This is a genomic window from Pseudomonas sp. Pme6b, from assembly GCF_058129925.1.
The window spans coordinates 4,926,578-4,952,127 of the sequence record NZ_CM176704.1 but is presented as its reverse complement, the minus strand read 5'-3'; the positions used below and the strand labels follow the sequence as shown (position 1 = coordinate 4,952,127).

Here is a 25,550-nt window from a genome sequence, read left to right as displayed (position 1 = left end):
TTCTTGTTCCGCGCGGGTCGGTTCAGCGCTGATGCCCTGAACCGACCTGCATAATCCGTTTAGCGGGTTGCGACCGGTGGCTTGACCCACACTGGCGAGAGGCTGCTGCCACTGCCGGTGATGTAGAGCACAGCGGCTTCGCCACGCTCTAGTGCCACTGGTTTCACATCGGTGACTTTCTTGTCGCCGTCGTACAGCGCCAGGCTGACTTTGACCGGGTTTATCTCACGCTCGCCGGTGCCTTTGGCCGCTACAGCGTTGACCACTTCGGTCTTGCCGTCGGCGGTTTTCAGAGTCAGGGACTTGTCGCTGAGGTTCTGAACGCGAACCAGGGATTTCTGCTTGTTCTTGAACGGCGGCTCTTCAACCAGCTGCGGTTTGCCGCTGGCGTTGTTGACGATGGTGTAGTAGTGATCACCCGCCAGTTTCACCGGCAGGCTCTGGCTGCCCAGCTTGGCGGTGTAGTCGCCCTGTGGCATGAAGCTGAACGCAGTGCTGCCCAGTGGCGCGACTTCGTTGAGGTTGGTGTTGCCAACGGTGGCGCTGATTTCGGCGTTGCTGGCGTTGTAGACACGCACGAAGGTCGAGCCTTTTGGTGCGGTCGGGCCGTACAGGGCGGAGTCACCGGCGAAAGCTTGCAGGGACATCAGGCCCAGACCTGCGGCCATTGCGCAGGTTTTGAAAATGCGTTTTGCGGCCGAACGGTTGGCAGTAGTGTTAAAAGTCATGAGTCAGTCCTCTCAGTTTTGCGCCCGGTTGGGCGACTCGGATTGTTTGGCGTTGAGCGCCACGTTTTCTTGGGTGTCACGCGATTTCTTCAGCTCGGCGATCCACTTCGGATCGAACTCGCCAAGATCGTTGTGTGCCGGCAGGTAGCGCTCCGGGAATTCCCAGATCACCACTTGCGGCGGGGTGTTCTTGAAAGCATCGGTCTGCAGGTACTTGAGCATCGGCAGAATCGGGCCATGGCCGTCTTCGGCGTAGTTGACGACATCGCTGCGCAGCGCTTCTTTCAAGGCCCCGACGAAGTTCCAGTTAGGGTTGGCGCTGTAGCTGGTACCCACCAGACCCACCGGGATGTCGCTGTCTGCGAACAGTGCGTCACCGCCTGCCGCTTCGCCTGCTACCGGATCGGTACTGCGTTTCTGCAACTCGTCCGGCTTGGGCAGCATGTTGCTGAACAGCGGATCGAGCGGCAGGAATGTAGTCAGGTCACCTTTGTAGGCTTCGGTTCCCTTGGCTTGTGTGACGAACTGCTCAGGTTCGCCTTCCAGTGGTGTTTTCTGGGCAATCGCGGCGCTCAGTTGCTGCGCGGCGACTTCGGCACCCATTGGCGTCCAGTGGGTGTCGGTGCGCAGGAAAACCTGGCCCTGTTGCTTGGCAGCTTGCAGCGGTGCCAGCAGGTCCGGGGCAAAGATCCCGGCCTTGGCGACCTGAGCGTGGAACTGCTGATACAGGTCGGTGTGCAGGCTGGCAGGCTTGCTGTCACCGATGTGCTCCGGGTACAGACGGGTTTTTGCCGGAACAATCGCCAGGACCAGTTTGGTGCCCTGTTTTTCCAGCGCGTCACGCACACCCTGAATGATCGCCAGGTTGTCGGCTTCGTTCTGCTCGCCGTTGGCAACCGCGTCGAACTCTTCGTCGGTGTACAACCACTGGTCCTTGCCAAGCACAACACCCGGACGACCTTCGTTGAACAGTTTGAAGTCCAGCGCTGCCCACAGGTTGGTGCCCAGACGCTTGATCGGGAACTCATCGTCGTAATGAGTTTCCGCCGCCTTGGTCCACTTGCCGTTGAGCACGGTGGTCTCGGCCGAGGTCGAGAACGTGCTGAAACTGCGCAGCGACCAGACGCCCAGGACCAGCAGAATGGCCAGGAAGATGGCGATATAGAGGATTCGTAATGAACGGGTCATGTCAGGCTCCTCAGAACTGGAAGTAAAGGAACGGCGAGAAGCTTTGCGCCGAGAGTTTGAGAATCGAGGCCACGAACAGCAGCAGGATCAGTGCACGCATGGCGTAACGTGGCCAGTCGGCAACCCAGTACGCGGGCTGCACCTGGGCTTCGCTGCCCACGGTGTAGCCTGGCAGGTGCAGACTGCCGGGAGCATCGCCGGGAACGGCCTTGATGGTGCCCGGTTGTGCGGTCGCAGGACCGTCAGCCTTGGCGCTCTTGCCGGTGTCTTTTTCGCGGTTCTGGTAGAAGTCGCGCAGACCGAAGAACGCCAGCGTCAGATAAGCCACCACCAGTGTCGCAACTTGCAGACCGGTCAGGCTGGCGCGGTTGAGTTCCGAAAGCTGCCACTCGCCGAAGCTGAACATGGCGCTGTACATACGACCGGCGACATGCAGGTTTTCGGCGCGGAAGATGACCCAGCCTATGACCACCAGCAAGAAGGTCAGTGCCCAGCGAATCGGGTTGAAGCTGTAAGGCTTGGTGTTGATGCCGACCGCTTTCTCGATGGCCAGCCACATGCCGTGCCAGGCACCCCAGATGATGTAGGTGACGTTGGCACCGTGCCACAAACCGCCCAGCAGCATGGTCAGGAACAGGTTGCGATAAGTCGCGAACTTGCCGCCACGGTTGCCGCCCAGGGTGATGTACAGGTAGTCACGCAGCCAGGTGGACAGGCTGATGTGCCAGCGACGCCAGAACTCGGTGATCGACTGGCTGATGTAGGGCTGCTTGAAGTTTTCCATGAAGCGGAAACCCATCATCAGACCCAGACCAATGGCCATGTCGCTGTAACCGGAGAAGTCGAAGTACAACTGCGCGGTGTAGGCCAGTGCGCCCAGCCAGGCATCGCCGGTGGTCGGGTTCTGCAGAGCGAAGCAGTGGTCGGCGACCACGGCCAGGGTGTCGGCGATGAACACTTTCTTGATGAAGCCCTGCATGAAGCGCGTGGCACCTTCAGAGAACTTGTCCAGCGTGTGAGTGCGGTTGTTGAACTGGTCGGCCAGGTCGCGGAAACGCAGCACGGGGCCGGCGATCAAGTGCGGGAAGATCGCGACGAATGCAGCGAAGTCGATCAGGTTGCGCGTGGCCGGGGTGTCGCCGCGGTAAACGTCGATGATGTAGCTGATGGACTCGAAGACATAGAACGAGATACCGATCGGCAACAGCACGTGGGTCAGGATGAACGGTTCAAGACCCATCGAGGTCATGGCTGCGTTGATGCTGTCCACACCGAAGTTGGCGTATTTGAAGTAGCCCAGAATACACAGGTCCACGATTACGCCGAGCAGCAGCCAGCGCTGTGCCGGTTTGGTCCGCACACCTGCTGCGCCTACCTTTAGACCGATCCAGTAGTTCCAGACGGTCACGCCGACGAACAACGCCAGAAAGTCCACACGCCACCAGGCGTAGAAGATATAGCTGGCAATCAGCAACAGCAGATTGCGATAGCGTTGCCCGCTCAGGTAGTACAAGCCGAGGAAGATCGGCATGAACAGGAACAGGAACACGTTGGATGAGAAAACCATCCTTATCTCTCCGTTTGTCCAACATTCAAGGGCTCAAAGCCCCCCCAAACCCCCCGTTGAAATTGGGGGGTAAAACACGTCGCGTTACGGCTTGTCGGTGAAGCAGCTCAGGCGAGGTCCGGTCTCATGGATGCATCGCTTGGGCGTGGGGCTTCGCGGACAAGTCCGCTCCTACAAATAACAACAGTGAATCAGGAGCCGTCGTTATCGCCCTTGTCGCCTTTCTCGTGCGTTGGGTCGTAAACCTTGGTCAGGTCACCGCCCAGGCGGAAAGTCTTGAACGGCTGCTTTTCGTGTTTCTCTTCCAGCACATCCGGGCTGCAGGCGTAGAGCGAGCAGTACGGTTCGAGCCAGGCGAATTTCGGATCTTTCTTCAGGTCCGTCATGTCCTGTTTCTCGCCGTTGTGTTCAGCGAAAATCGAAGGATCCTTGACGCCGGCCAGCACACGGTCACCCAGGCGCTTCAAGGCACCATTGTTTTCCGGACGCAGATCGACACCGTTGGCCTGGGCGAAACTGGCGATCATCGCGAGCGGCGGCAGTGCGTAGTTGTGATACGACAGCGCGCGTTGACGACGCTTCATCTCGTTAGGCAGGAAACCGTCCTTGTCCACCTGATTGGCGGCGACCTTGTATTCCTTCACAGCCCAGTCGAAGAGGTCCTGTCGATTGGTGGCTACGGCGGTTGCCATCACTGACCAGGCGGCCCAGTACGAGTGGTTGTTGATTTTTTCCAGCGGCAGGTTGCTCCAGTCGCTGACCACCTGGTCGGCCAGCTTGCTGAACCATGCTTCGATGATCTTCGCGTCCTGCTGACGATTGGCCAGCGGATGCGACTCTGAGAACTTCAGACGCAGGTAGGCGGAGGACATGCTGCCCAGTGCCCATTTGCGCATTGACTTGCCGGTGTGGTTGAACTCGCGAGATTCCAGCGCATCGGCCTTGGCCCAGGTAGTCATAATGTTCAGCGCGCAATCGAGCTGTTCCGGACGACCGTCGCGCATGTACTGCATCACGACTTTGCTGACGCCGCGCTCAAGGTCGGTGATGTCCTTGGTCGCATCGCGAAAGGCTTCTTCCGACACGGCGTTGAGGGTCGCACGTGCCTTGTCCGAACCTTCGTACTTGCTGCGGAAAACCAGCTTGTCGGTGTACGGCTTTGGAATGGCTTCACAGCTGAAATTGTGATCGCCCGTCTTCATTTTTTCGATCGGGGCGTCATAGCCCTTGGGTGGAACCAGTGCGGCGGACGCACCCGTAGCCCAGGCCATCGATGACAGAATTGCCATCGACAGCAGGGTAGGGCGTATCAGTTTAGGAGTCTGCATAAGTCACCTCATAGTCCGGCTTGAGCGGTGTGTGTCGCAGCGCTCGGGAACACGTTGCGTTTGCATACTTTGGCTTCGACTTTCTGTGGTGCCGTGCCTGCTTCCGGTCCCTGGATCTCCAGCGCCAGCAATTGCTGGTTAGCCCAGTCCTCGTCTTCGCGCAGTTCGAACGCGAAGCGTCCGTCAGTATCGGACGTTTCCGGTTTTTCGATTTTCAGATCTTCGTGACGCCCGTTCATGTACCAGAGCCTGGCTTGAAGGACTTTCACCGAAGTATCGTCAAACTTGATATCGATCTGATTGCTGCCGTTGCGGATATCCTTGATGCCATTCTTGCCATTGACCAGCAATTCGTTGGTACCCGGCTTAAGCGTGGTGCTGGCGCTCATGACGGCAGGCTTGCCTTCACAGCCGTTGTCCAGCAGCGACATCATCTGGCGATAGATGGTCTCCTGATCCAGGCGATACAGCGGCGAGAATTCCCAGATGAGAATCTTCGGCGGACGCTTCTGGAAGTCTTCACTGCCCAGGTACTGCAGCATCGAACCTTCCAGACCACCACCAGGGAACGCTACGTTCAACACGTCGGCACCCATGTATTCCTGCAGGAAGCCAGCGAAGTTGTAGTTCTTGCCGCTGTGACTGGTGCCGACCAGCGTGATCTCCGGATTGCCGGAATCGCCGAACAGGTCACCGTCGCCCGCCTCACCCTTGGGTTCGGTGGTGAACTGATCCATGTACTGGATCGCATAGCTGGTGCCGCACAATTGACCCGCCATATTGTGCAAAGTGCCCGTTTTGCCCATGCGTCCGGAAATATGGCTTTCGAACTCACGCTTGGGGATGTCGCTGTAACCCGGAACCTTCTTCACGGTTTCAGCGACGATTTTCGCCGTGCGTTGTGCGCCGTAAGGCGTCCAGTGCTGGTCACCGCGGAAGTAGAAGTCATGCGCCTGCTGCTCGTTGGTCAACGGCGACAGGTCCGGGACCCAGTAACCCATCTTGCTGAAGCGGCCGAGCATGGCCTGATAGTTTTTCAGCGCCTTGTCGTAGTCGAACTTGTCGCGCTCAGCTGGAAACAGCTTGTTGCGATCTACCAGACCACGGGTCGGCTGATACACCACGACCAGTTCGACGCCTTTGCTTTTGAACGCATCGTGCAGTTCTTTCATGCGGCGGTAGCCGGCAGGCGTGGTGTCGAATTCGGTGCGCAGGTCTTCCTGAGTCCGGAACAGCCAGTCGCCCTGAGCCTGGACCAGTGTGGTGAAGTTCTGCTGATAACGCGTGGTGTAGTTTTTCGCGTCATGCGCGGCCGGGCACAGAGAGCAGCAAGGCTCGGCCTTGAACGTCGGCGCTTGCGAGTCGTCTGCCCGAGCGACACCAGCGGCGGCCATCAAGGCGGCGGTGAGGCTGGACAGGCTCAACAGCTTGATCAGATGTGCGTGCATAACAATACCCTTCCTCATTCCCGCAGCTCGGTCTGGCTTTCGACGGGGTCGATCAATACGGCTTTCTTCTGGCGTACCAGCAGGTCGAGGATTTCGTCCTGGCGCTCACCGAGCACGCCGTTGAGGCTGATACCGACTTCTTTGGTAGGCATCAGCATCGAGACGCGATACAGCTCGACACTCAGTGGCGAGTCAATGGACAGCGGGCCGGAACCATTGCTGGACAGTTCGCCGCCAACCATGATCAGCGAGACCTGAGCGTCGAACGGATCGAGCTCAATGTCGCGGTCGGTGTCGCTCAAGTCCTTGATGTGGCCGTAAACGCCCATCAGGCCGTTGCCCATGGCGACGTTCTCGTACAGCTTGATATTCACGCTGTTACGCACGCGGATACCGTGGCGGCGGTTGGCGATCACGCGATTGCCCCACAGCAGGTTGTTGCCGCTTTCGTACAGGGTGATGCCGTCAGTGTGGTTCTGGTAAATCTCGTTGTAGGCGACGATGTTGCCGACGCTGTTACGGTCCAGAACCACGCCGGACAATTTGTTGTTGTGGCTCTTGTTGCGGAAGATGAAGCTGTTGTCGACTTCCCGGGAAATGATGATCCCGTGCTTCTTCTTGGTCCCGTAAACGTCGTTTTCGGCGATGATCAGACCGTGCGAACGGTCGTGCGGGTCAATGCCGTAAATGATGTTGTCGCGGTAGGTGTTGCCTTTGACCACGAAATCGCGGGTTTCATAGCAGTAGAAGCCGTACCACATGTCCGAGAACTCTGAATCGATGATCCAGCCTGTCGGTTCGGCACGCTTGAGAATCTTCGCGGTGTTGGGTGTGTACTGGGAAATACTGATGCCATAGGACTTGCTCTGGTCGTAGCCCATGCTCGCCATTTTGGTATTGGCGATCCAGGTTTCCGAGCCACCCCAGGTCAACAGAAACGGACGAAACTCGTCAGGCTTGCGATAGGTCGCCAGGCTGTTGCGGGTTTCACTCCAGGCGTTGACCTGAGTGTGGGTGATCAGCATCTTGCCTTCGCTGACGATGAACGAACCTTTTTCCTGAGACAGACGCAATTCCTTGGTCTTGCTGTCGATCTCGAAGATCCCGGTCTCCTTGATCAGAATCGGCAGGCGCGCCACATAGACACCCGGCGACACTTCATTGAGAAACTGCTTGGGGACCTTTTTGGCCAGGTCCTGCAGGCTCACGTAGCCGTCGGAAATCATGATGGCCTGCGGGATGCCGCGCTGACGGTTGACCCATTCGGCCATCTTGTTATCGCCGCCGATGAATTCCTTCAGGCCGGTTTCTTCCATCATCCGCGATACAGTCACCTTACCCGGCTTGTTGCGCACGATCTTTTTCAAGGCGGCTTCTGCGGTATAGCCCTTGAGGTCTGGCAACACCGGCTTGGACATTTCCAAGGGCTCGGTCGGCGGGCTGGTGATGGTGTAGGTCTTGGCCTGGTGCAACTCCTTGACCACCGCCTTCTGTGCATCGGTTACGACAGGGGCGTTAGCCAGCGCCACACCGCTGGCCATCAGCAGAGCGCTGGTCAGCAGTGCGCTTTCGAGCAGGGCATGCGGCCAGCTTCGGCTACGCCCATTGCTTGTATGACTGTTCATCTCTGGCACTCCTTTGGCGGTTCGCATCAAAAGCGCCAGATGACGTCGACAACAGCGCGGTGCATGTATTCATCCACGCCGTTGTGATACGCATCGCCGGGCTTGAAGACACCTGCGCGCAAGCGCACCAGTGCCGAAGGTTCGTCGAACGACTGGCTGAGCGAGGCGGGCAGCAGGCCTTGTTTGAAGTACTTGGTCACGACCAGGTCCATTTCCTGACCCAGGTCCTTGCGCCCGTCTTCCAGCGGCAGCGAACTGAACGTGTTGCTGTTGCCGTTTTCACGCACTGCATTGATACCCGAGCCGCCAATACCGGTGTTGCCGTCCACTCGACGGAACTTGTGGTAGATCAGCGACGCATCGTATTCCTCGTTCATCTGCCAGGAGGCGAACAGCGAGCCGCTTTCCACGTTGGCCATTTCGCCCTGGAACGCTTCGCCGAAACGATGGATGCGCGAACGCGTGCCGGTCCAGTTCGAGCGGTTGCTCTCCAGACCGTTCTGGACGTAATCCTTGCTGGCGCGCGAGTAAGCCGCACCGACTTGCCATTGCGGGTCAAGACGCAGACGCAGACCCAGGTCAGTGGCCCAGCCATTCATGTCGCGGTCGTTTTTCTCGCCGGCGATGAACTGGTCGTTGCCTGCGGAAGTCACGCCGATTTCGTCGCGTGTACCGTTCAGCCAGGTCAGGCTGCCCCAGTAATTGAGCGGGTTGGTGTTGCGATAGTTGTAGGCATCGCTGTCGGCCTGCAGACCCAGCCAGGTCAGGTTGCCGTTGGACGTCTTGTCCAGATCATCCAGTTGCTCGCCCTGAGACTTGAGCTTGCCGTCGTCATGACTGTAATGAGCGCGCACGCCTGCCCAATGGCCGGGGGTCCACTGGTAGCTGGCGGAACCGAACAGGTGCTTGCGGTCTTCGTCGTCGGGTGCCAGTTCGGTCAGGTCGGTGCGGTATTCGCTGAAGCGCTGGGCGGCACCCAATTCGGCACGCAGCAAGGTGGTATCGAAGTTCCAGTTGATGGCCTCGATATTGGTGTCATGCCACTGACCATCGTCGTTGCGCAGACGCTGACGACCCACTTTGAGTATTTCGCCGGGGTAGGGCGTGAAGCCACTGTAGCCGATCCAGAATTCACGCAGCGCAGCATAGGACTTGTCGACTTCGCGTTCGCTGGCAGTGCCACGGGAGGTTTGCGTTCCGCTGCCGTCGCTGTTGCTCTGCTCCAGCGGGTCGGTCTGAATGGTGTCGGTGGCGGTGACCACCTGGCCCATGGCATAACCGCTCCAGTTGCCGCGCTCACCATAGACCCAAGGGCGCAGGTCCAGGCCCACACCGTTGACGTCGCCGCCCGAACGGGTGCCCAGATCGCGATCATCCTCGGCCTGTGCCGTGGCTTTCACTTCGATACCGAAATTCTGTTCTTCGGTCAGCGCTGCCAGCGTCGGGCAGGCCCACAACAGGGTGAAGCCAAGGCCCATGCCAGCAGCCATCAGGGGATTCAACTTCATAATGCTTCCTCACCGTCTTTTTCTTCTTGCAGGGCCTGCATCGCCATCGCGTTCTGAGTAGCGGTAGCGCCCCGGACTTTTTGCTCGCGTGCCAACAGGTCTTTGGCGGTGGCGAGCTTTTCAGGCGGCAGTTGTGTATTGAGGGCCTCGGCAAGCTCGGTCGCTTGCGGGGTCTGACTGGCCAGCGCCAGTTGCGCGAACACCCAGGCGTTGACCGGGTCGGGCATCGTGCCCTTGCCCTGCGAGAACAGTTGCGCGAGGGCGAAATCTGCGCTGTTCTGGCCACCACGGGCTGCGGTCAGCAACTCGTCCACGGCTTTTTGCGAGTACACCTGACCGAGGTAGCCACGGCGGTAGATCTGACCCAGGTAGTAATGGGCGGAAATCTCTGTTGCTGTGGCTTTCTTCAGGTGCTCCTCGGCCTTGAAGGCATCGGGCGTGACCCATTTGCCTTCGTAGTACAGGCGTCCAAGCAGCAGCTCGGCGCGAGGCTGATCGGCCGCGCGGCCGTTGTTCAGGTATTCCATCATCTTGTTGACGTCGCCCAGTTCGGGGAAGTCGTAAAGCAGTTTGGCCAGCGTTACCCACGAGACCGGGTAGCCAGGCGCAACGCTTTCCAGCAATTGCTGAGCGGTCTTTTCGTCTGGCGTACCGATGGTGGAGTCACCCAGTACACGCGCGACGCTGTCCACTCGTTGGGCATTGACGCGGCCAGCGGCGTAGTCGCTCTTGAGCTTTTCGATCAAGGCCGTGCGCTGCTCGGCCTGGCCGCGTGTCTGGTAGACAGTAGCCAGCTCGACGTAGCAGATATCCGTGGCTGACAGTGCCTGTTTGCAGATGCTCTCGACCTCATCGAGGTGTTGAGCATAAGTGCCTTGCGTGCGATACAGCAGCACCTGAGCCAGACCTGCCTCCGGATAACCGGCAGCGCGCCACTCACTGATCTTCTGTTGCGCATTCACTTCAGGGAAGGTGTGCGGGTATTGCAGATACAGCATCGCCAGCGGGATCAGGGTGCCGGATTCGCCATTGGCGAACGCCTTTTTCAGCAGGCCTTCGGCTTCGCGATGTTCGGCTTCGGTAGCGTCGGGCTTGGCCGCCAGCAGACGGCCCAGGCGCGACTGCGCCCGAGGGGAGATCTGCGCGGCAGCGCGGTAGGTAGCCTCGGCCTGCTTGAGCTGAGCCGGGTCGCGAGTCGCGACCTGAATATCAGCAAGGCCGACTTGCGCGTCGCTGTAGCCCAGGTCCGCCAGCTGCCGATAGTTCTGCTCCGCCAATGCAGTGTCGCCGTTTTTCAGGGCTTCATTGGCAAGGCGTTGATCAGGCAGGCCGGCACAGCCGCTCAGGCCGAGCGCGACGGCGAGGCTCAGTAGCGTGGGGGTAGACAGGCGTCGTAGTGGGCTGTTCATGGTTACAGACCCGCAGCCATTGCTTTATCGATCAGCCAGTTCACGGACGGGCCGCGATCGCTGACCACTTCGACAGGGCGACCGGCAAGCGAGCTGCTCAGGCTTTCGTCAGGCTTGATCTGCACGCGGATGTCAGTGGACAGGTCGGCGTCGCTGAGGTTGGTGCTGCTGACGATCTGACCGGTGCGCAGCTTGTCTTCGCCAGCGATCTGGAAGCTGACACGTGTGCCTGGCTTGACGTCGTTGAACTGGCGATAGGTGAAGCGAGCTTCAACAGTGGCCGGCGCGTTGCGTGGCACCAGTTGGAAGATCACCTGACCCTTGGACGCGAACTGACCGTCGGCAACCAGTTGGCGAGCTACGACGCAATCGCACGGGCTGGTCATTGTGCCGCTCATCTGCTTGCCATACAGCTCTTCGATCTTGGCGGGCTGCAGGTCTTCACCGGTCAGGCTGCCTTTGAGCATTTCCAGCATGCTGGTGTTGAAGGTTGCCAGTGGCGCGCCTTTGGCGGCTTCGCCATTCTGAGCGACCAGGCTTTGTACGGTACCTTCACGCGGCATGGTCACGTCCATGCTTGGAATGGTGACCAGACCGGCCGATGCATGGCTGACGAAGTACAGGCCGTAGATTGTCTTGAAGATGAAGCCGAAAGCGGCCAGACCGACAATGAACACGCCCAGGCTGAAGGTCACGGCGCGCAGGCGACCCATGGCGCTCATGCCGCTGTCCTTACCCTTGACCTTGCGTGCCTTGGTGAAGTTGTCGCGCTGCAGGGTGGCCAGCACTTCGCCCAGGGTGACGACTTCGCCGGACAGGTGCGAGGTGATCAGGTGGCGCAGGGTAGCGATGTCCTGAGGTTCCAGATTCTGGAACTGGCAACCGATGCGGTTGCTGGCGTTGTCGATCGAGCGCACCTGCAGATCGACGTCCATGGCCAGGCCAAGGTTGTCGATGATGAATTGCAGGCGTCCCTTGACGATCTGCCCTTCGCTGAATTTCTGCCCGGACGGAGCAACGAAGCTCAGGCCACCGGCCGACAGGTCTTCGATACGTACCAGTGGCGCGTTGGGCTGATCATTCAGCAGGCGCAGCTTGGCAGGGATCTTGATCCGCGCGTGTTGGCGCTGGGCTTCGGATTCATGTACGACGTTCGCATTCACGGCTGTATTCATGGCTAATTTTCCTACTTAAGCGATTAATCCGTTGGCCCGGTCAAACCATCGTCAACAGCACAGCGACGAAGATGGTGCCAGCCGAGAAAGTCATGGTTCGGGACGACCACGTGTTGAACCAGCCCTGAAAGCTGGCCATGTCGCGGCTTAGTTTGGTGTCCTGGCGTGTCCAGGACTGGCGGTCCAGGCGGAAGAAGACATAGATCTTCATCAGCGCGCCGACGATCTGGTTGTAATAGAGAATGATCGGGTAGGCAGGCCCGATTCTGTGTCCCGAGAGGGACAGCAGCAGGGTGAGGATCAGACGGGTCATGCCGATCCACAGCAGATACATCAACAGGAACGCGCCGCCATACTTGAAGCTGGCGATCAGGGCGACGGTCAGACCGAGGATGGAGGTCCACATCGACACACGCTGGTCGAACAGCACAATGCTGGTGAAAATCCCCAGGCGACGTACGCCCAGACCCAATGCACGCGAGTTCTGACGCAGGTTATTGCCGTACCAGCGATACATCAGCTTGCGGCTGGCCTTCAGGAAGCTCTTCTCGGGCGGGTGTTCCACGGTGTTGATCGCTGCGTCCGGCACGTAGAACGTGTCGTACCCCAGGCGCATCAGGCTGAACCAGCTGGACTTGTCGTCGCCGGTCAGGAAGCGGAAGGTGCCCAGACGCCAGTGATTGAGCGAGTCGCTTTCCACGTCGGCAATGAACTCGGGGTCGGTTACCACGGTTGCGCGGAACACTGACATGCGACCGGTCATGGTCAATACGCGTTTGGACAGGGCCATCGAGCACATGTTGATGTGACGCTGAGCGAAACGCAGCTTGTGCCACTCGCTCATGATGTAGCCGCCACGTACTTCACAGAACTCGTTGGTGGTCAGGCCGCCGACATTGTCGAACAGCTGGAACCACGGCACGGTCTTGGCGACCACACCTTCGTTGAGCACGGTGTCGCCGTCGATCACTGCAACCACGGCACGGCTGTCAGGCAAGTGACGCGAGATGGCGCGGAAGCCATAGGCCAGACCATCGCGCTTGCCGGTGCCCGGAATGCGTACGAAGTCCAGCTTGACGCGCTCCGGCGGGTTGAACTTCGCCCACATGCTCTTGACCAGCAGCTCATCGGACATTTCCACCAGCGAGCAGACGATAGTCGTCGGCAGGCCACAGTCGATGGCTTCGCGGATGACCGAGTTGTAGACCTGTGCGGTGGTCAGCGCGTCGATGCGGAAGCTGGTGACCATCAGAAACACATGGGACGGGTCTGCTGCACTGCCCAGCTTGCGAACCTTGCGGCGCAAGTGCGGGTAGACGATGTACAGGAAAATCATCCCGCGCACGAAGTGCGTGATCCCCATCGAGTAGCGCCAGATACCAACGGCACCAATCAGGAATATAAAGTTCTTCGACTGTGAGTCGAAGATACTGGTAGGCAATGCCGCGGCAAGGCCCATGAGTAAACTTAAATAGAACAGCCAACCTGCGGCCTGTAACAGGCCGTGCTTGAGCCTCTGCATAATCGTATCCCTAAGTCAGTTGCGAGCCTCAAGCCCCAGGCTGCAAGCACATTGCTTGAGCCTGTGGCCTGTGGCCTGGAGCCTGGCGCTTGTGGCTTGCGGCTGATTTACCAGCAGATACCTTCGGCGCGACCGTCTTCGCTGGTGGCGTTGGTCATGAAACCCACCAGATCGATGACGCGCTTGCCTTCGGGAGTCTTGTTGGCGAGGGCGCGGAAACGCTCATCGCGGTTGCCAAGGATGATCACGTCAGAGTCGTTGATGACCTGATCGAAGTCCGAATTCAGCAGCGACGATACGTGCGGAATCTTGGATTCGATGTAGTCCTTGTTGGCACCGTGAACGCGTGCATATTCGACGTTGCTGTCGAAGATGCTCAGGTCGAAGCCCTTACCGATCAGCATTTCGGCCAGTTCTACCAGCGGGCTTTCGCGCAGGTCGTCAGTACCTGCCTTGAAGCTCAGGCCCAACAGTGCAACCTTGCGGGTGTCGTAGCTGGCAACCATGTCGAAAGCGTTCTGCACTTGCGAGGTGTTGCTGCGCATCAGCGAGTTGAGCAACGGCGCTTCGACATCCAGGCTGCTGGCGCGGTAGGTCAGGGCGCGAACGTCTTTTGGCAGGCAGGAGCCGCCGAATGCGAAGCCTGGGCGCATGTAGTACTGGGACAGGTTCAGCGCCTTGTCCTGGCAGACCACGTCCATCACTTCACGACCATCGACGCCGACGGCCTTGGCAATGTTGCCGATTTCGTTGGCGAAAGTAACCTTGGTGGCGTGCCACACGTTGCAGGTGTACTTGATCATTTCGGCAACGGCGATGTCCTTACGGATGATCGGTGCGTCGAGTTCTTCGTACAGCGATTGCAGTACGTCGCCCGAGGCTTTATCGAACTCGCCGATCACGGTCATTGGCGGCAGATCGTAGTCCTTGATTGCGGTACTTTCACGCAGGAACTCAGGGTTTACGGCGACACCGAAATCAACACCGGCTTTTTTGCCGGAGCAGTCTTCCAGAATCGGGATGACCACGTTGGCAACCGTGCCTGGCAACACAGTACTGCGAACAACGATCGTGTGGCGGGTGGCTTTGTCACGCAGGACATAGCCGATTTCGCGGCATACCGACTCGATGTAATCGAGTTCCAGATCGCCGTTCTTCTTGCTCGGCGTACCGACACAGATCATCGACAGGTCAGTGGCGCGAATGGCTTCGGCGAAGTCGGTAGTGCCGCGCAGTTTTCCGGTACTGATACCTTTCTGCAGCAGCTCTTCCAGACCTGGTTCAACGATAGGTGATTTGCCGTTGTTGATCAGATCGATCTTGGTGCTGGAAATATCCACACCAACTACATCGTGACCGCGGGCAGACAGGCAACCGGCACAGACTGCACCGACATAACCCAAACCAAATATGCTGATACGCATCGTATTCTCCTCGATTTTTCACGCCATAAATTGGCTGGATATTAATTTTGGCCAGCAGATGTCACGCGCCATCCTTTACGGCTAACAACGCCGTGGAACTAACGCAGGCATATTTAATGAGTGAGTGCCCAAATAGGTGAGGCGAACTCAAATGACACTAAGTACAAGCGGCAAGTGACCTGTCCGGTGGGCAGGGCCCTGCTCTCCTTGGATGCAGTAAACCACTCCTGTTTGACGATTGACGGCGGACCTCGTTCGGAAAGCCTCTGACTAGAGCCTTGGCTGACCTTGTCGAATCCTGCGCATCACACCTGTTGGGCGCTTCGCCTGTCTACAACATCAACTAGTGATGTGAGTTTAGTTCTGGTACCTGACGCCAGCGTTACATGAACCTGGCTTCCCTGTCGGTAACTTCCCATTTTTCCAGTCGACCTGTAAGTGATCTCTTACACGTCAGCCCAGAATTGTTACGGGATGTAGGAGCGTAGGAATTCGCATTTAGTTCCGGGCCACTCGTCCTGATTTGCGGATTTTGCTGTATCCAGTTTGTGACAGGGGCAGTATCGCGGTGATGGCGTTTTTCTTAAAAGCCTTATTGCGCGGGGATTTCAGCGGGGTAGATATGAAAGTGCTACTACTGCAAAAAGCCAAAAAGCCACTACGTAAAAAAGTGGATTTTTTTTGATGAAAAAATCAGGCGAGATTGCGTCGTCGAAAAGTTGACGTTTATCTGGCGTCACGATGTTGGCATTTGCTGTTGGATCGTAGGACAGGTCGTGTAACAGCGATGCGTTACACGACGGTTACAGTGTCTAGTCTTCTACGACGTTGCGCAAAAACACCAACTTGTCGCGCGTCGATTGCTCACGGTTATAACGATAGCCCTGAACATCGAACGCCTGTAACGCTTCGGGGCTGTTGATACGTTCCTCAATGACGAAACGGCTCATCATGCCGCGCGCTTTCTTGGCATAGAAGCTGATGATCTTGTACTGACCGTTCTTGAAGTCCTTGAACTCGGTGTCAATGATCCGGGCTTTGAGCGCTGAACGTTTGACCGCAGAAAAGTACTCGGTAGACGCAAGATTGAGCAGCAGGTCGTCGCCCTGGGCTGCCAGCGCTTCATTCAACCATTCGCTGATCTGCGTGCCCCAGAACGCGTAGAGATCCTTGCCGCGAGCGTTTGCCAGTCGCGTCCCCATTTCCAGGCGATAGGGCTGCATCAGGTCCAGCGGGCGCAGCAGCCCATAAAGGCCGGACAGCATGCGCAGGTGATCCTGTGCATAGTCGAGCTGCGCGTCGCTTAGTGTTTCGGCTTGCAGGCCGGTATACACATCGCCCTTGAAGGCCAGCAGCGCCTGCTTGGCATTGTCGAGCGTGAAGGCCGGGTTCCAGCTTCCGAAGCGTGCCGCGTTCAGCCCGGCAAGCTTGTCGGACAGGTGCATCAGTTCGCTGATCTGCGCTGGCGTCAGTTCACGCAGTTGGGTGATCAACTCCTGAGAGTGATCCAGATACTGCGGCTGAGTGAAGCGTCCGGTAGTGGGCGGGGTCTCGAAATCGAGGGTTTTTGCCGGGGAAATCACCATCAGCATGAAGTCGTCTCCTTTGATCGTCCGGGGATTCTAGGGGCTGATGGCCCACGACTCCAGCTATGGTGGCGATAGAGTCAGGCCGTGTGTGCCACGTCAGCATGCCATGCGGCTTTGTATGCGCTCCGACATAAGAAGCCAGGCTCATATCAGCTATAGTGGCGCGCTGGTCATGATGTTAATGGTTGATCGAGAGGGCATCGGGTTTGCGTATTGTTTTAGCAGTGTGTGCAGGTCTGTTCTGGCTCCAGGCGCAGGCGGCAGTGCCGGTCACTGCCACCATAGACCGCAGTGTGTGGCCCGAGCGCCTTGAAACGCCGGGGTTGTTCGACGTCGCGTCGCGCGCGGAAATCCTCGCCTTTGCCCACGAACTGTACCTCAGCGAGAAGCTGGACGAGGAAGGGCTCAAGCAGCGCCTCGGCCTGCGCTTCGTCAACGTGCCTTCGTTGAACGTGGTCCGCCATCGTCTGTGGCTGCGCTTGCTGGAAAACTATCAGAATGCTCAAAAGAGCTGCGAGCAGGATGCCAACTTCTGCGTGCTGGTCGAGGACATGGACCAGTTACGTCAGCGTGCTGAAGAGTTTCAGGTGTCGAACGACTCGTTCTACGCCAACTGGGCCAGACCCGGCGCCGTGTTCCATCAGCGTTATTTGAACGAGCTGCTATTCATGGCTGCCTTGTTCCCGCAGACCAGCAGCGAGATCGAGCGCTACAACTCTGATGAGATGAGTGGCGACGAGATGCCGGACCGCACCTTCATGCTCAATTTCGAAAGCGGCCCGAGCCCGGTCGATGGCGGAACCGACTGGTTGGTCGACTTCATGCGTCAGCAGAAGATGACCGCCACCTTCTTTGTGCTGGGCAAAAGCCTTCAGGAACGCCTCGACAGCACATCGACCACAAGCTTGCAGGCGCTGTATCGCCAGCAGTGCGTGGGCATTCAAGGGTGGGAGTATCGTTCGCATAGCCAGTGGCTGGACTGGCAGGGTTCAGTGCAACGCAGTGCGGCACTGGTTCAGCGTGTGCTGCCGGATAATTTCGTGCCGCTGTTTCGCCCGCCTTACGGCCATCGGCGGGCCGACAGCGGCGACTTCTTCCGCGCCGAGCATTTACGCGTGTCATTGTGGAACATCGATGCCGAGGACAATACCGGGCGGCTTTCGGCAGAGCAGGTTGGCGACCGCGTACTAACCCTCATGCTGCTCTGGCGCAAGGGCACGGTGGTCTTCCACGACGTGGCCAACAAGGCGCAGTCTGCACTGCCATTGCTGCTGGCCAATACCGCGCAAAGCGAGTTGATCTGGGACGATTGCCGGAATATCTCTGAAAGCCCCGTAGAACAAGGGCCGCAGAGCAGTGAAGAGGCTGCGCCCGAGGGGGAATGAAGGCAGATTCGGCGTGGGCGGACTTCCGACTTTAAACGTGCTGTGTACGTCCGCCAAGCTCTATTCGTCAGGCTGTGAAATAAACTTCAAAAAACTGTCAAAGAGCTTTTTTCTGTCATCCCTTTTGCTGTATTACGAATACAGACCGCCGAAACCTGCAACACAGGTGGCGTCTTCCAAGACCCACCTTGAGCGACATTTCTCCCCTGCCTGAAGGGAAGAATCCGGCGGCCTTTTCGTGGCGCAGTACTGTCGTGGTTCTGCGTCGCCCGGCTTCTACAAAGGTGAGCGAGTATGGATGACCACGGACGCACCCCTTCCACTAACCAGCCAATCCTTTACGTGCTCGATACCAACGTATTGATCCATGATCCAAACGCACTGCTGAATTTCGAAGAACACCACGTCGCCATCCCCATGACGGTTCTGGAGGAACTGGACAAACTCAAGGCCGGTAAACATTCGGTTGCTGCCGAGTGTCGCCAGGCCATCCGCCTGATCGACAAGACCCTCGGCGAGGCTAACCCTGAAGAAGTTGAAAAGGGCGTGCCGATTGACCGCGGGACCGGTGTTTTCAAAGGTTTTCTGTCGATTTTGATGAGCAAGCGCGAGGAACCCAACAGCCTGCTGCCCGAGCACCTCAACGACAACATCATCATCAACCAATTGATCGACCTGCATGCGCGCAACAAGGACTTGAGCGTGGTGCTGGTGACCAAAGACATTAACATGCGCCTCAAGGCGCGCGCCTGCGGCATTGCGGCCGAAGATTACAGCACCGACCAGCTGGTCGACGACGTTTCGCTGTTGTCGCGTGGCTACCACGACATGACCGGTTCGTTCTGGGACCGCGTCAACAAGGTCGACACCCGTCAGGAGCGTGGCCGTACCTGGCACCGCGTGCAGCTCAATGAAATGCTGCCTGCGGTTCATATCAACGAGTTTATTGTCGATGAACAGGGCTTCGTAGGCTGGATCAAGGGCGTCAAGAACGACGAACTGCTGATTCTGGATATGCATCAGGAGCCACTGCTGCATCAGGAGGCCTGGGGCCTGAAACCGCGTGATATCTATCAGGGGCTGGCGTTGTTCGCACTGCTCGACCCGGATATTCATCTGGTCAACCTGTCCGGTGCCGCTGGTTCGGGTAAAACCATTCTGGCGTTGGCGGCTGCCATCGAGCAGACCATGGTCACCAAGCGTTATCGGCGCATCATCGCTACCCGTAGCGTTCAGGGCCTGGATCAGGAGATTGGCTTCCTGCCCGGCACCGAGGCGGAAAAGATGGAGCCTTGGCTTGGCGCGATCACCGACAACCTTGAAGCCCTGCACATGGATGATGAAAACACTCATGGCAGTGTCGACTACATCCTCAGCAAGGTGCCGTTGCAGTTCAAATCCCTCAACTACATTCGAGGTCGCAGCTTCCAGCAAAGCCTGATTCTGATCGATGAATGCCAGAACCTGACCCCGCACCAGATGAAAACCATCATCACCCGTGCCGGCGCCGGTTCCAAAGTGGTCTGCCTGGGCAACCTGGCGCAGATCGACACCCCTTACCTGTCAGCCACCAGTTCCGGGCTGACCTACCTGACGGAGCGCTTCAAGGACTTCCCTAACGGCGTGCATATCACCTTGCAAGGCGTGCCACGCTCGATACTGGCCGAATACGCGGAGAGTCATCTTTAGCTGAAAAGCAGCTGTAAGCTTCAAGCTATTAGCTTCAAGTGGGGGACTTCGGTGTACGAGAGCCCTCACTTGCAGCTTTTGATTATCGCGCCCATGCGCCAAGCTTATCGTCACACACAAGTTCGCTTCTGGCCGAAAGGCGTAGGAGCGAACTTGTTCGCGAAAGCTATATTGTGGGCGATAAATCATTTGTGCATGTACAGCCCTCTTCGCGAACTTGTTCGCTCCTACGCCCTCCGGGCAGAAGCCAGGATTTTCGTACGCTTTAAAACCTGTGTATAACGCCGGGCACTTTCAGCTTGTAGCTTGCAGCTTGCAGCTTGCAGCTGCCACACTTCTTGCTTCTGCCAAGGAGTAACGTTGTGCTCACTCATCTCGATTCCCAAGGGCGCGCCAATATGGTCGACGTTACGGATAAAGCCGTGACGTCCCGTGAGGCGGTGGCCGAAGCAGTGGTGCGTATGCTGCCCACCACGCTGCAAATGATTGTCAGCGGCGGTCATCCCAAAGGGGATGTATTTGCTGTCGCACGCATTGCCGGCATTCAGGCGGCAAAGAAAACCAGTGATCTTATCCCGCTCTGCCATCCATTGATGCTCACCAGCATCAAGGTTCACCTCGCCGCTGACGGCGATGATGCGGTGCGTATTACCGCGAGCTGCAAGCTGGCCGGGCAGACCGGTGTGGAAATGGAAGCCCTGACCGCTGCCAGCATTGCGGCGCTGACAATTTACGATATGTGCAAGGCGGTCGATCGCGGCATGGTCATCGAGTCGGTTCGGCTGCTGGAAAAGCTCGGCGGCAAGAGCGGTCACTTCATTGCCGATCAGACACAGGTATCACCATGAAGATCCAGGTTCAGTATTTTGCCCGCTACCGTGAAGTCCTGGGCTTGGACAGCGAGTCTGTCGAAGGCGAGTTCGCCACGCTGGACACGCTGCGCCAAGCGCTGTTGCAGCGTGGCGAGGCCTGGCAGGTCCTTGCCGAGCAGAACCTGATGTGTGCCCGCAACCAGGAACTGTGCAAGCCGACCGAGCCGCTGTCTGATGGTGATGAAGTCGCATTCTTTCCGCCCGTGACCGGAGGCTGAACATGACCATTCGCGTTCAGGCTGCGGCGTTCGACCCCGGCAATGAAGTCAACGCGTTGCATGCGGCCAACCTCGGCATCGGCGCGGTGGTCAGTTTTGTCGGCTATGTGCGGGACTTCAACGAGGGTCGCGAGGTGTCAGGCATGTTTCTGGAGCATTATCCGGGCATGACCGAAAAGGCACTGGCAAAAATCGTTACCGAGGCCGAACAGCGCTGGCCGTTGCTGCGTGTCGATGTGCTGCATCGGGTGGGAGCGCTGGAGCCCGGCGAGCCGATAGTATTCGTGGGCGTTGCCAGCGCTCACCGGCAGGCAGCGTTCGAAGCCTGCGATTTCGTCATGGACTACCTCAAGACCCGCGCGCCGTTCTGGAAGAAGGAAAAGACTTCCGAGGGACCGCAGTGGGTTGAAGGCCGCGATAGCGATCAGGCAGCAGCCCGGCGCTGGTAGTCGTTGGTCGTTGCGCCCATCTTTTTCCCTGAAAGTCTGACCTTCCGCTTTTTATATCGTCTATTTGCATCTTTCTTGGTAAAGAAAGATGGCTTCGGGCTATCATGCGCAGCCGCGAAAAGGCGGCCTGTTGGCTTTGCCCAATCCTATTCAATAACTGTCCGAACGTGATCGCGTTTTGCGAGCCACGTTGCGGGCAGTTTTTCGTAAACGCTCGGAGCAGAATGTGAAGAAACTTCAGCAGGTTTTGGTTTCAGGGATGACGACAGCGGCTTTATTGCTGGTTGCTGGTTGTGCAACGGAAAGCTCGCGGGCGCTGCCTGTGACAAAGGTTGAAAGTGCTGGAGTTGCCTATGCCGGTGTGCGCTATCCGGTTGCGGTCGGCAAGTTCGATAACCGCTCCAGCTATATGCGCGGGATCTTTTTCGATGGCGTCGATCGTCTTGGTGGTCAAGCCAAGACCATCCTGATCACCCACATGCAGCAAACCAACCGGTTCAATGTGCTGGATCGCGACAACATGGAGGAGATCAAGCAGGAAGCCGCTATTAAATCTACCGCCCAGCGTCTGAAGGGTGCTGACTACGTGGTGACCGGCGACGTGACCGAGTTCGGTCGCAAGGAAGTCGGCGATCAGCAACTGTTCGGCCTGCTGGGCCGCGGCAAATCCCAGATTGCCTACGCGAAAGTCGCGTTGAACATCGTCAATATCAGCACTTCGGAAGTGGTGTACTCGACTCAGGGCGCAGGCGAGTTCGAGCTTTCCAACCGTGAAGTCGTCGGCTTTGGCGGCACCGCCAGTTATGACTCGACACTCAACGGCAAGGTTCTCGACCTGGCCATGCGCGAAGCCGTCAACAACATGGTGCGTGCGCTCGACAGCGGTGCCTGGAAACCGACTGCCAACTGATATTTCAAAAGGGAATTTGTTGTGTTCATGAATCGTTTTAATGTTTCGTTGCGCGGTGTCGCAATGCTTTTAGTCGCCGGCGCGTGCCTGACGGGCTGTGTCCAACAGCCGAAAACCTTGTACCAGTGGGGCAGTTACCAGCCTGAGGTGTACGAGTATTTCAAAGGCGAGTCCAAGGAAGCCCAGGTCGCCAAGCTCGAAGAAGACCTGCAGAAAATCCGCTCTACCAACGCAACGCCGCCACCGGGCTACCATGCTCAGTTGGGCATGCTATACGGCAGTATTGGCAAGGATGACCAGATGGTTCAGGAGTTGCGCACGGAAAAGGCACTGTTTCCCGAGTCGGCCACTTATATGGACTTCCTGCTCAAGAACGCCCACGCAGGAGTCGTCAAATGAACCTCTCTTATCTGAAAGTTGCTGTAAGCCTGTTTGCCGTTGCCCTGCTGTCGGGTTGCGTTACCCCGCCAACGGTGGACTACTCGGCCTTCAAGGAAAGCAAACCGCGTTCGATTCTGGTACTGCCGCCGGTCAACGAATCGCCTGACGTCAAAGCGACGTACAGCACCTTCTCGCAGGTGACCTACCCGCTGGCCGAGTCGGGCTACTACGTGTTGCCTGTGGCGCTGGTTGACGAGACATTTCGCAACAACGGCCTGACCAACGCCAATGATATTCAGGCGACATCGCCCGCCAAGCTGCGTGAGATCTTCGGAGCCGATGCCGCGATGTACATCACGGTCAAGCAATACGGCACCAGTTATGTGGTCATCAGTAGCCAGACCGTCGTGACGGTCACGGCAAAGCTGGTTGATCTGCGCACCGGTACTGCGCTGTGGACGGGTACCGCGTCGGCGTCCAGTGAAGAGGGCGGCAACAACAGCGGTGGCGGTCTGGTGGGTATGCTGATTACCGCGGCGGTCAAGCAGATCATCAACAGTTCGACCGATGCCGGTCATCCCATCGCCGGGATAGCCAGCAACCGACTGCTCACTGCTGGTCGGCCGGCGGGCCTGCTTTACGGTCCACGTTCGCCGAAATACGGTACTGACTGACCCTCACGCTGCTGATTTCCGGCAGGCACAAAAAAAGCGCAGCCCCGTAAAGGCTGCGCTTTTTTGTTGATCGCACGTGTCAGGTCGTTTGCCGCACCACTGCCCTGAGCAGGTGGGTCGGCGGTGTTTCACAACTGATCTTGCGACCCAGCTTCTCTTCGATGGCGGGCAACTGGTAGGAGTCGTCTTCGCCGGCGAAGCTGATGGAGACGCCATCTGCACCTGCGCGACCGGTACGGCCGATGCGGTGCACGTAGTCGTCCGGCACCTCTGGCAGGGTGAAGTTGATCACGTGGCTGATGCCGTCAATGTGGATACCACGACCGGCCACATCGGTGGCGACCAGTACGCGGATCTTGCCTTCGCGGAAGCCTTCAAGGGTCTTGATGCGCTTGTGCTGCGGCACATCGCCCGACAGTTGCGCGGCATTGACGCCATCGCGTACCAAGCGCTCTTCGATGCGTCGCACCTCGTCCTTGCGGTTGGCAAAGACCATCACTCGTTCCCAGCCGTTGTCGGTGACCAGGTTATAGAGCAGCTTGTACTTGTCGGCACCGGCAACGGCATAGATATGCTGTTCGACGTTGTCACTGGCGACGTTCAACGATTCGATTTCGACGATGGAAGGGTCTGTCGTCCATTGTTTGGCGAGGTTCATCACGTCTTCGGTGAAGGTCGCGGAGAACAGCAGGGTCTGGCGTTCACCCTTGTGCGGGGTTTGGCGGATGATCTGACGCACCTGCGGGATGAAACCCATGTCGAGCATGCGGTCGGCTTCGTCCAGGACCATAACTTCGACCATGTCCAGATGCACTTCGCCGCGCTGGTTGAAGTCCAGCAGGCGGCCAGGCGTGGCCACCAGAATATCGCAGTGCCGTGCTTCAAGTTGTTTGAGCTGCTTGTCGAAATCCATGCCACCGACGAACGTCATGACGTTCAGGTTGGTGTATTTGGTCAGGTCGGCAGCGTCCTTGGCGATCTGCACCACCAGTTCGCGAGTGGGCGCAATGATCAGCGCTCGGGGCTCACCCATGTAACGTTCGGCTGGCGGTGGCGTCTGGGTCAGTTGCTCGATGATCGAGATCAGGAACGCAGCGGTCTTGCCGGTACCGGTCTGGGCGCGACCGATCGCGTCCTTGCCTTTGAGCGTGAAGCCCAGTACGCCCGCCTGAATCGGTGTGCAGTACGGGAAACCAAGGTCCTGAATCGCGTGCATCAGTTCAGGCGCAAGGTTGAAATCGTGGAAGCGGGTCTTGCCTTCCTGTGGTTCGACGACGAAATCTTCGAGTTTCCATGCTGGCGCAGGCGGTTTTACCACGCGCTCACGACGCGGGCGCTCGGCCCTTGGCTTGTCGGTGCGCGGTGCTCTGGCTTTGGAGGGCTCGTTGACGGTGTCCGAAAGCTGAGTCTGGGCATGATCCGGTATGTCGCCTGCGGCAGCGGGGGAGGCGGGAATAAAGGCTGTCGGACCAGGCGCGCGCTGCTCAGCCTCACTTTTACCGAACATCTTTTTAAGTGCTTTGAGCACGGTCATCTCATCAATTGGTTAAGGAATGTACGCCGAGCAGTGTAAAGCAAGAACCGTGCTCGGCGTAGTGCCATCCGTGGCGAGCTACAAAAGCGGTCAGTTGCATGCGGGCCCATTGCGCTTCAGCGCAGCTTGTCAGCCAGCCAGACGCCGATGTCATGGATTTCCTGCGGTAACACTTGGTGCCCCATTGTGTACTCTTGCCATTGAGCGGTTACACCCTGAGCCTTGAGGTGCTCGTACACCGTCCGGCCCATGGGGTTGTGCACCACTTCGTCGTGCTGGCCATGCAGGCAGTAGGCAGGGATGCGCTGTTGGCTGGCAGACAGCGTCATCTCATTGCTGAATGTCGGGGCATAAGTGGACAGCGCGAGGACGCCGCCCAGCGGACCCTGCCAGCGTCTATAGCCCGCGTGTAACACCACCGCGCCGCCTTGGGAAAAGCCTGCCAGAAATATCCGTGACGGGTCGATGCCGCTGTCGCGTTGTTGCTCGATCAGGTCCAGCACCTTTTGTGCCGAGGCTTCCATCTGATCGTGATCAATGGCGCGGGCCTCGGAACTCATGGCCTTGATGTCGTACCAGCTTGGCATTTCATAGCCGCCGTTGACCGTTACGGCGCGTGTCGGTGCCTGAGGCAGGACGAAACGTGTAGTCGTCAGCGACTCCTGCAGCATCTCGGCGACCGGAAGAAAATCATAGCGGTCGGCGCCCAACCCGTGCAGCCAGATAACGCAGGCATCCGCGGTGCCTGAAGGTTGGATGATCAAAGGTTCGCTCATGTCTGCTCCATTTGTGTGCGCTGGCTCATTTAGAGCGCATTAATAGGGTGCGCGGTTAGATTAAAAATGAAAGAAGATGTCGCAAGGTTACAAGTTTTTGTCTTGACCTGTCGCTAATTCGACTTAGCCAGCATGCTGGTACGGGCTTTGC

Annotated in this window: 22 protein-coding genes; 8 read left to right on the top strand and 14 right to left on the bottom strand. The window is 58.1% G+C overall.

Annotation, left to right across the window (positions count from 1 at the left end; all coding sequences use genetic code 11):
• Positions 1-59: 59 nt before the first annotated feature.
• The 12 genes from AC4ANE_RS22435 to yaaA all read right to left on the bottom strand — a co-directional run bounded on the left by AC4ANE_RS22435 (position 60) and on the right by yaaA (position 16,514).
• Complete coding sequence (locus tag AC4ANE_RS22435; protein ID WP_002552248.1) at positions 60-728, bottom strand: alginate O-acetyltransferase AlgF; 669 nt, start codon at positions 726-728, stop codon at positions 60-62.
• A gap of 12 nt (positions 729-740) precedes the next feature.
• Positions 741-1,916, bottom strand: coding sequence for an alginate O-acetyltransferase (locus AC4ANE_RS22430; RefSeq protein WP_031595142.1), 1,176 nt, complete (start codon positions 1,914-1,916; stop codon positions 741-743).
• 10 nt (positions 1,917-1,926) lie between these two features.
• Positions 1,927-3,483, bottom strand: coding sequence for an MBOAT family O-acyltransferase (locus AC4ANE_RS22425; RefSeq protein WP_005732684.1), 1,557 nt, complete (start codon positions 3,481-3,483; stop codon positions 1,927-1,929).
• A gap of 191 nt (positions 3,484-3,674) precedes the next feature.
• On the bottom strand, positions 3,675-4,811 hold the full coding sequence (locus AC4ANE_RS22420) for a mannuronate-specific alginate lyase (RefSeq protein ID WP_002552250.1): 1,137 nt from the start codon (positions 4,809-4,811) through the stop codon (positions 3,675-3,677).
• 8 nt (positions 4,812-4,819) lie between these two features.
• Positions 4,820-6,259: an alginate O-acetyltransferase AlgX-related protein gene (locus tag AC4ANE_RS22415; RefSeq protein WP_002552251.1), complete on the bottom strand. Its 1,440-nt coding sequence runs from the start codon at positions 6,257-6,259 to the stop codon at positions 4,820-4,822.
• Between the two features lie 14 nt (positions 6,260-6,273).
• A complete protein-coding gene (gene algG, locus AC4ANE_RS22410) occupies positions 6,274-7,884 on the bottom strand; it encodes a mannuronan 5-epimerase AlgG (protein ID WP_031595140.1) in 1,611 nt (536 codons plus the stop codon).
• 26 nt (positions 7,885-7,910) lie between these two features.
• Positions 7,911-9,392, bottom strand: a complete 1,482-nt coding sequence (locus AC4ANE_RS22405) for an alginate export family protein (RefSeq protein WP_002552252.1) — start codon at positions 9,390-9,392, stop codon at positions 7,911-7,913.
• A complete protein-coding gene (gene algK / locus AC4ANE_RS22400) occupies positions 9,389-10,801 on the bottom strand; it encodes an alginate biosynthesis TPR repeat lipoprotein AlgK (protein ID WP_002552253.1) in 1,413 nt (470 codons plus the stop codon). Before algK ends, AC4ANE_RS22405 begins: the two co-directional genes overlap by 4 nt.
• Before the next feature lie 2 nt (positions 10,802-10,803).
• Positions 10,804-11,976: an alginate biosynthesis protein Alg44 gene (locus tag AC4ANE_RS22395; protein ID WP_002552254.1), complete on the bottom strand. Its 1,173-nt coding sequence runs from the start codon at positions 11,974-11,976 to the stop codon at positions 10,804-10,806.
• 40 nt (positions 11,977-12,016) lie between these two features.
• Positions 12,017-13,498, bottom strand: coding sequence for a mannuronan synthase (alg8, locus tag AC4ANE_RS22390; RefSeq protein WP_002552255.1), 1,482 nt, complete (start codon positions 13,496-13,498; stop codon positions 12,017-12,019).
• Positions 13,499-13,605: 107 nt separating this feature from the next.
• Positions 13,606-14,922 carry a nucleotide sugar dehydrogenase gene (locus tag AC4ANE_RS22385; protein ID WP_002552256.1) on the bottom strand — a complete coding sequence of 439 codons (1,317 nt, stop codon included), beginning with the start codon at positions 14,920-14,922 and terminating at the stop codon, positions 13,606-13,608.
• 812 nt (positions 14,923-15,734) lie between these two features.
• Positions 15,735-16,514, bottom strand: coding sequence for a peroxide stress protein YaaA (gene yaaA, locus AC4ANE_RS22380; protein WP_002552257.1), 780 nt, complete (start codon positions 16,512-16,514; stop codon positions 15,735-15,737).
• Between the two features lie 203 nt (positions 16,515-16,717).
• Between yaaA and AC4ANE_RS22375 the strand changes: the two genes are divergently transcribed.
• From AC4ANE_RS22375 to AC4ANE_RS22340, 8 genes are all read left to right on the top strand, one after another.
• The gene (locus AC4ANE_RS22375) at positions 16,718-17,896 is read left to right on the top strand and encodes a polysaccharide deacetylase family protein (RefSeq protein ID WP_002552258.1); all 1,179 of its coding nucleotides are present in this window, start codon (positions 16,718-16,720) and stop codon (positions 17,894-17,896) included.
• 294 nt (positions 17,897-18,190) lie between these two features.
• Positions 18,191-19,585, top strand: coding sequence for a PhoH family protein (locus AC4ANE_RS22370; RefSeq protein WP_002552259.1), 1,395 nt, complete (start codon positions 18,191-18,193; stop codon positions 19,583-19,585).
• A 362-nt stretch (positions 19,586-19,947) separates the two neighbouring features.
• On the top strand, positions 19,948-20,433 hold the full coding sequence (gene moaC / locus AC4ANE_RS22365) for a cyclic pyranopterin monophosphate synthase MoaC (protein ID WP_002552260.1): 486 nt from the start codon (positions 19,948-19,950) through the stop codon (positions 20,431-20,433).
• Positions 20,430-20,675 (top strand): molybdopterin converting factor subunit 1, encoded by a 246-nt coding sequence (moaD, locus tag AC4ANE_RS22360; protein ID WP_002552261.1) that lies wholly within the window; start codon positions 20,430-20,432, stop codon positions 20,673-20,675. Before moaC ends, moaD begins: the two co-directional genes overlap by 4 nt.
• Before the next feature lie 2 nt (positions 20,676-20,677).
• The gene (gene moaE / locus AC4ANE_RS22355) at positions 20,678-21,124 is read left to right on the top strand and encodes a molybdopterin synthase catalytic subunit MoaE (RefSeq protein ID WP_002552262.1); all 447 of its coding nucleotides are present in this window, start codon (positions 20,678-20,680) and stop codon (positions 21,122-21,124) included.
• 259 nt (positions 21,125-21,383) lie between these two features.
• A complete protein-coding gene (locus AC4ANE_RS22350; protein WP_460408528.1) occupies positions 21,384-22,034 on the top strand; it encodes a CsgG/HfaB family protein in 651 nt (216 codons plus the stop codon).
• Between the two features lie 27 nt (positions 22,035-22,061).
• Complete coding sequence (locus AC4ANE_RS22345) at positions 22,062-22,433, top strand: DUF4810 domain-containing protein (protein WP_004658309.1); 372 nt, start codon at positions 22,062-22,064, stop codon at positions 22,431-22,433.
• Positions 22,430-23,089 carry a DUF799 domain-containing protein gene (locus AC4ANE_RS22340; protein ID WP_002552265.1) on the top strand — a complete coding sequence of 220 codons (660 nt, stop codon included), beginning with the start codon at positions 22,430-22,432 and terminating at the stop codon, positions 23,087-23,089. The genes AC4ANE_RS22345 and AC4ANE_RS22340 overlap by 4 nt, the downstream gene beginning before the upstream one ends.
• A 79-nt stretch (positions 23,090-23,168) precedes the next feature.
• Here AC4ANE_RS22340 and rhlB read toward each other — a convergent pair whose 3' ends face one another.
• Together rhlB and AC4ANE_RS22330 are read right to left on the bottom strand one after the other, a co-directional pair.
• Positions 23,169-24,623: an ATP-dependent RNA helicase RhlB gene (gene rhlB / locus AC4ANE_RS22335; RefSeq protein ID WP_002552266.1), complete on the bottom strand. Its 1,455-nt coding sequence runs from the start codon at positions 24,621-24,623 to the stop codon at positions 23,169-23,171.
• Between the two features lie 116 nt (positions 24,624-24,739).
• On the bottom strand, positions 24,740-25,399 hold the full coding sequence (locus tag AC4ANE_RS22330; RefSeq protein WP_002552267.1) for an alpha/beta hydrolase: 660 nt from the start codon (positions 25,397-25,399) through the stop codon (positions 24,740-24,742).
• Positions 25,400-25,550 lie beyond the last annotated feature (151 nt).

Bases quoted from the DNA above. Each gene is read 5' to 3' on its own strand.
- algG (WP_031595140.1), bottom strand. From the start codon at position 7,884: ATGAACAGTCATACAAGCAATGGGCGTAGCCGAAGCTGGCCGCATGCC.
- AC4ANE_RS22420 (WP_002552250.1), bottom strand. From the start codon at position 4,811: ATGCAGACTCCTAAACTGATACGCCCTACCCTGCTGTCGATGGCAATT.
- AC4ANE_RS22330 (WP_002552267.1), bottom strand. From the start codon at position 25,399: ATGAGCGAACCTTTGATCATCCAACCTTCAGGCACCGCGGATGCCTGC.
- AC4ANE_RS22345 (WP_004658309.1), top strand. From the start codon at position 22,062: ATGAATCGTTTTAATGTTTCGTTGCGCGGTGTCGCAATGCTTTTAGTC.
- AC4ANE_RS22340 (WP_002552265.1), top strand. From the start codon at position 22,430: ATGAACCTCTCTTATCTGAAAGTTGCTGTAAGCCTGTTTGCCGTTGCC.
- AC4ANE_RS22425 (WP_005732684.1), bottom strand. From the start codon at position 3,483: ATGGTTTTCTCATCCAACGTGTTCCTGTTCCTGTTCATGCCGATCTTC.
- algK (WP_002552253.1), bottom strand. From the start codon at position 10,801: ATGAACAGCCCACTACGACGCCTGTCTACCCCCACGCTACTGAGCCTC.
- rhlB (WP_002552266.1), bottom strand. From the start codon at position 24,623: ATGACCGTGCTCAAAGCACTTAAAAAGATGTTCGGTAAAAGTGAGGCT.
- moaD (WP_002552261.1), top strand. From the start codon at position 20,430: ATGAAGATCCAGGTTCAGTATTTTGCCCGCTACCGTGAAGTCCTGGGC.
- AC4ANE_RS22430 (WP_031595142.1), bottom strand. From the start codon at position 1,916: ATGACCCGTTCATTACGAATCCTCTATATCGCCATCTTCCTGGCCATT.
- AC4ANE_RS22370 (WP_002552259.1), top strand. From the start codon at position 18,191: ATGGATGACCACGGACGCACCCCTTCCACTAACCAGCCAATCCTTTAC.
- AC4ANE_RS22350 (WP_460408528.1), top strand. From the start codon at position 21,384: ATGACGACAGCGGCTTTATTGCTGGTTGCTGGTTGTGCAACGGAAAGC.
- moaE (WP_002552262.1), top strand. From the start codon at position 20,678: ATGACCATTCGCGTTCAGGCTGCGGCGTTCGACCCCGGCAATGAAGTC.
- AC4ANE_RS22395 (WP_002552254.1), bottom strand. From the start codon at position 11,976: ATGAATACAGCCGTGAATGCGAACGTCGTACATGAATCCGAAGCCCAG.
- AC4ANE_RS22405 (WP_002552252.1), bottom strand. From the start codon at position 9,392: ATGAAGTTGAATCCCCTGATGGCTGCTGGCATGGGCCTTGGCTTCACC.
- yaaA (WP_002552257.1), bottom strand. From the start codon at position 16,514: ATGCTGATGGTGATTTCCCCGGCAAAAACCCTCGATTTCGAGACCCCG.
- AC4ANE_RS22435 (WP_002552248.1), bottom strand. From the start codon at position 728: ATGACTTTTAACACTACTGCCAACCGTTCGGCCGCAAAACGCATTTTC.
- AC4ANE_RS22415 (WP_002552251.1), bottom strand. From the start codon at position 6,259: ATGCACGCACATCTGATCAAGCTGTTGAGCCTGTCCAGCCTCACCGCC.
- AC4ANE_RS22385 (WP_002552256.1), bottom strand. From the start codon at position 14,922: ATGCGTATCAGCATATTTGGTTTGGGTTATGTCGGTGCAGTCTGTGCC.
- alg8 (WP_002552255.1), bottom strand. From the start codon at position 13,498: ATGCAGAGGCTCAAGCACGGCCTGTTACAGGCCGCAGGTTGGCTGTTC.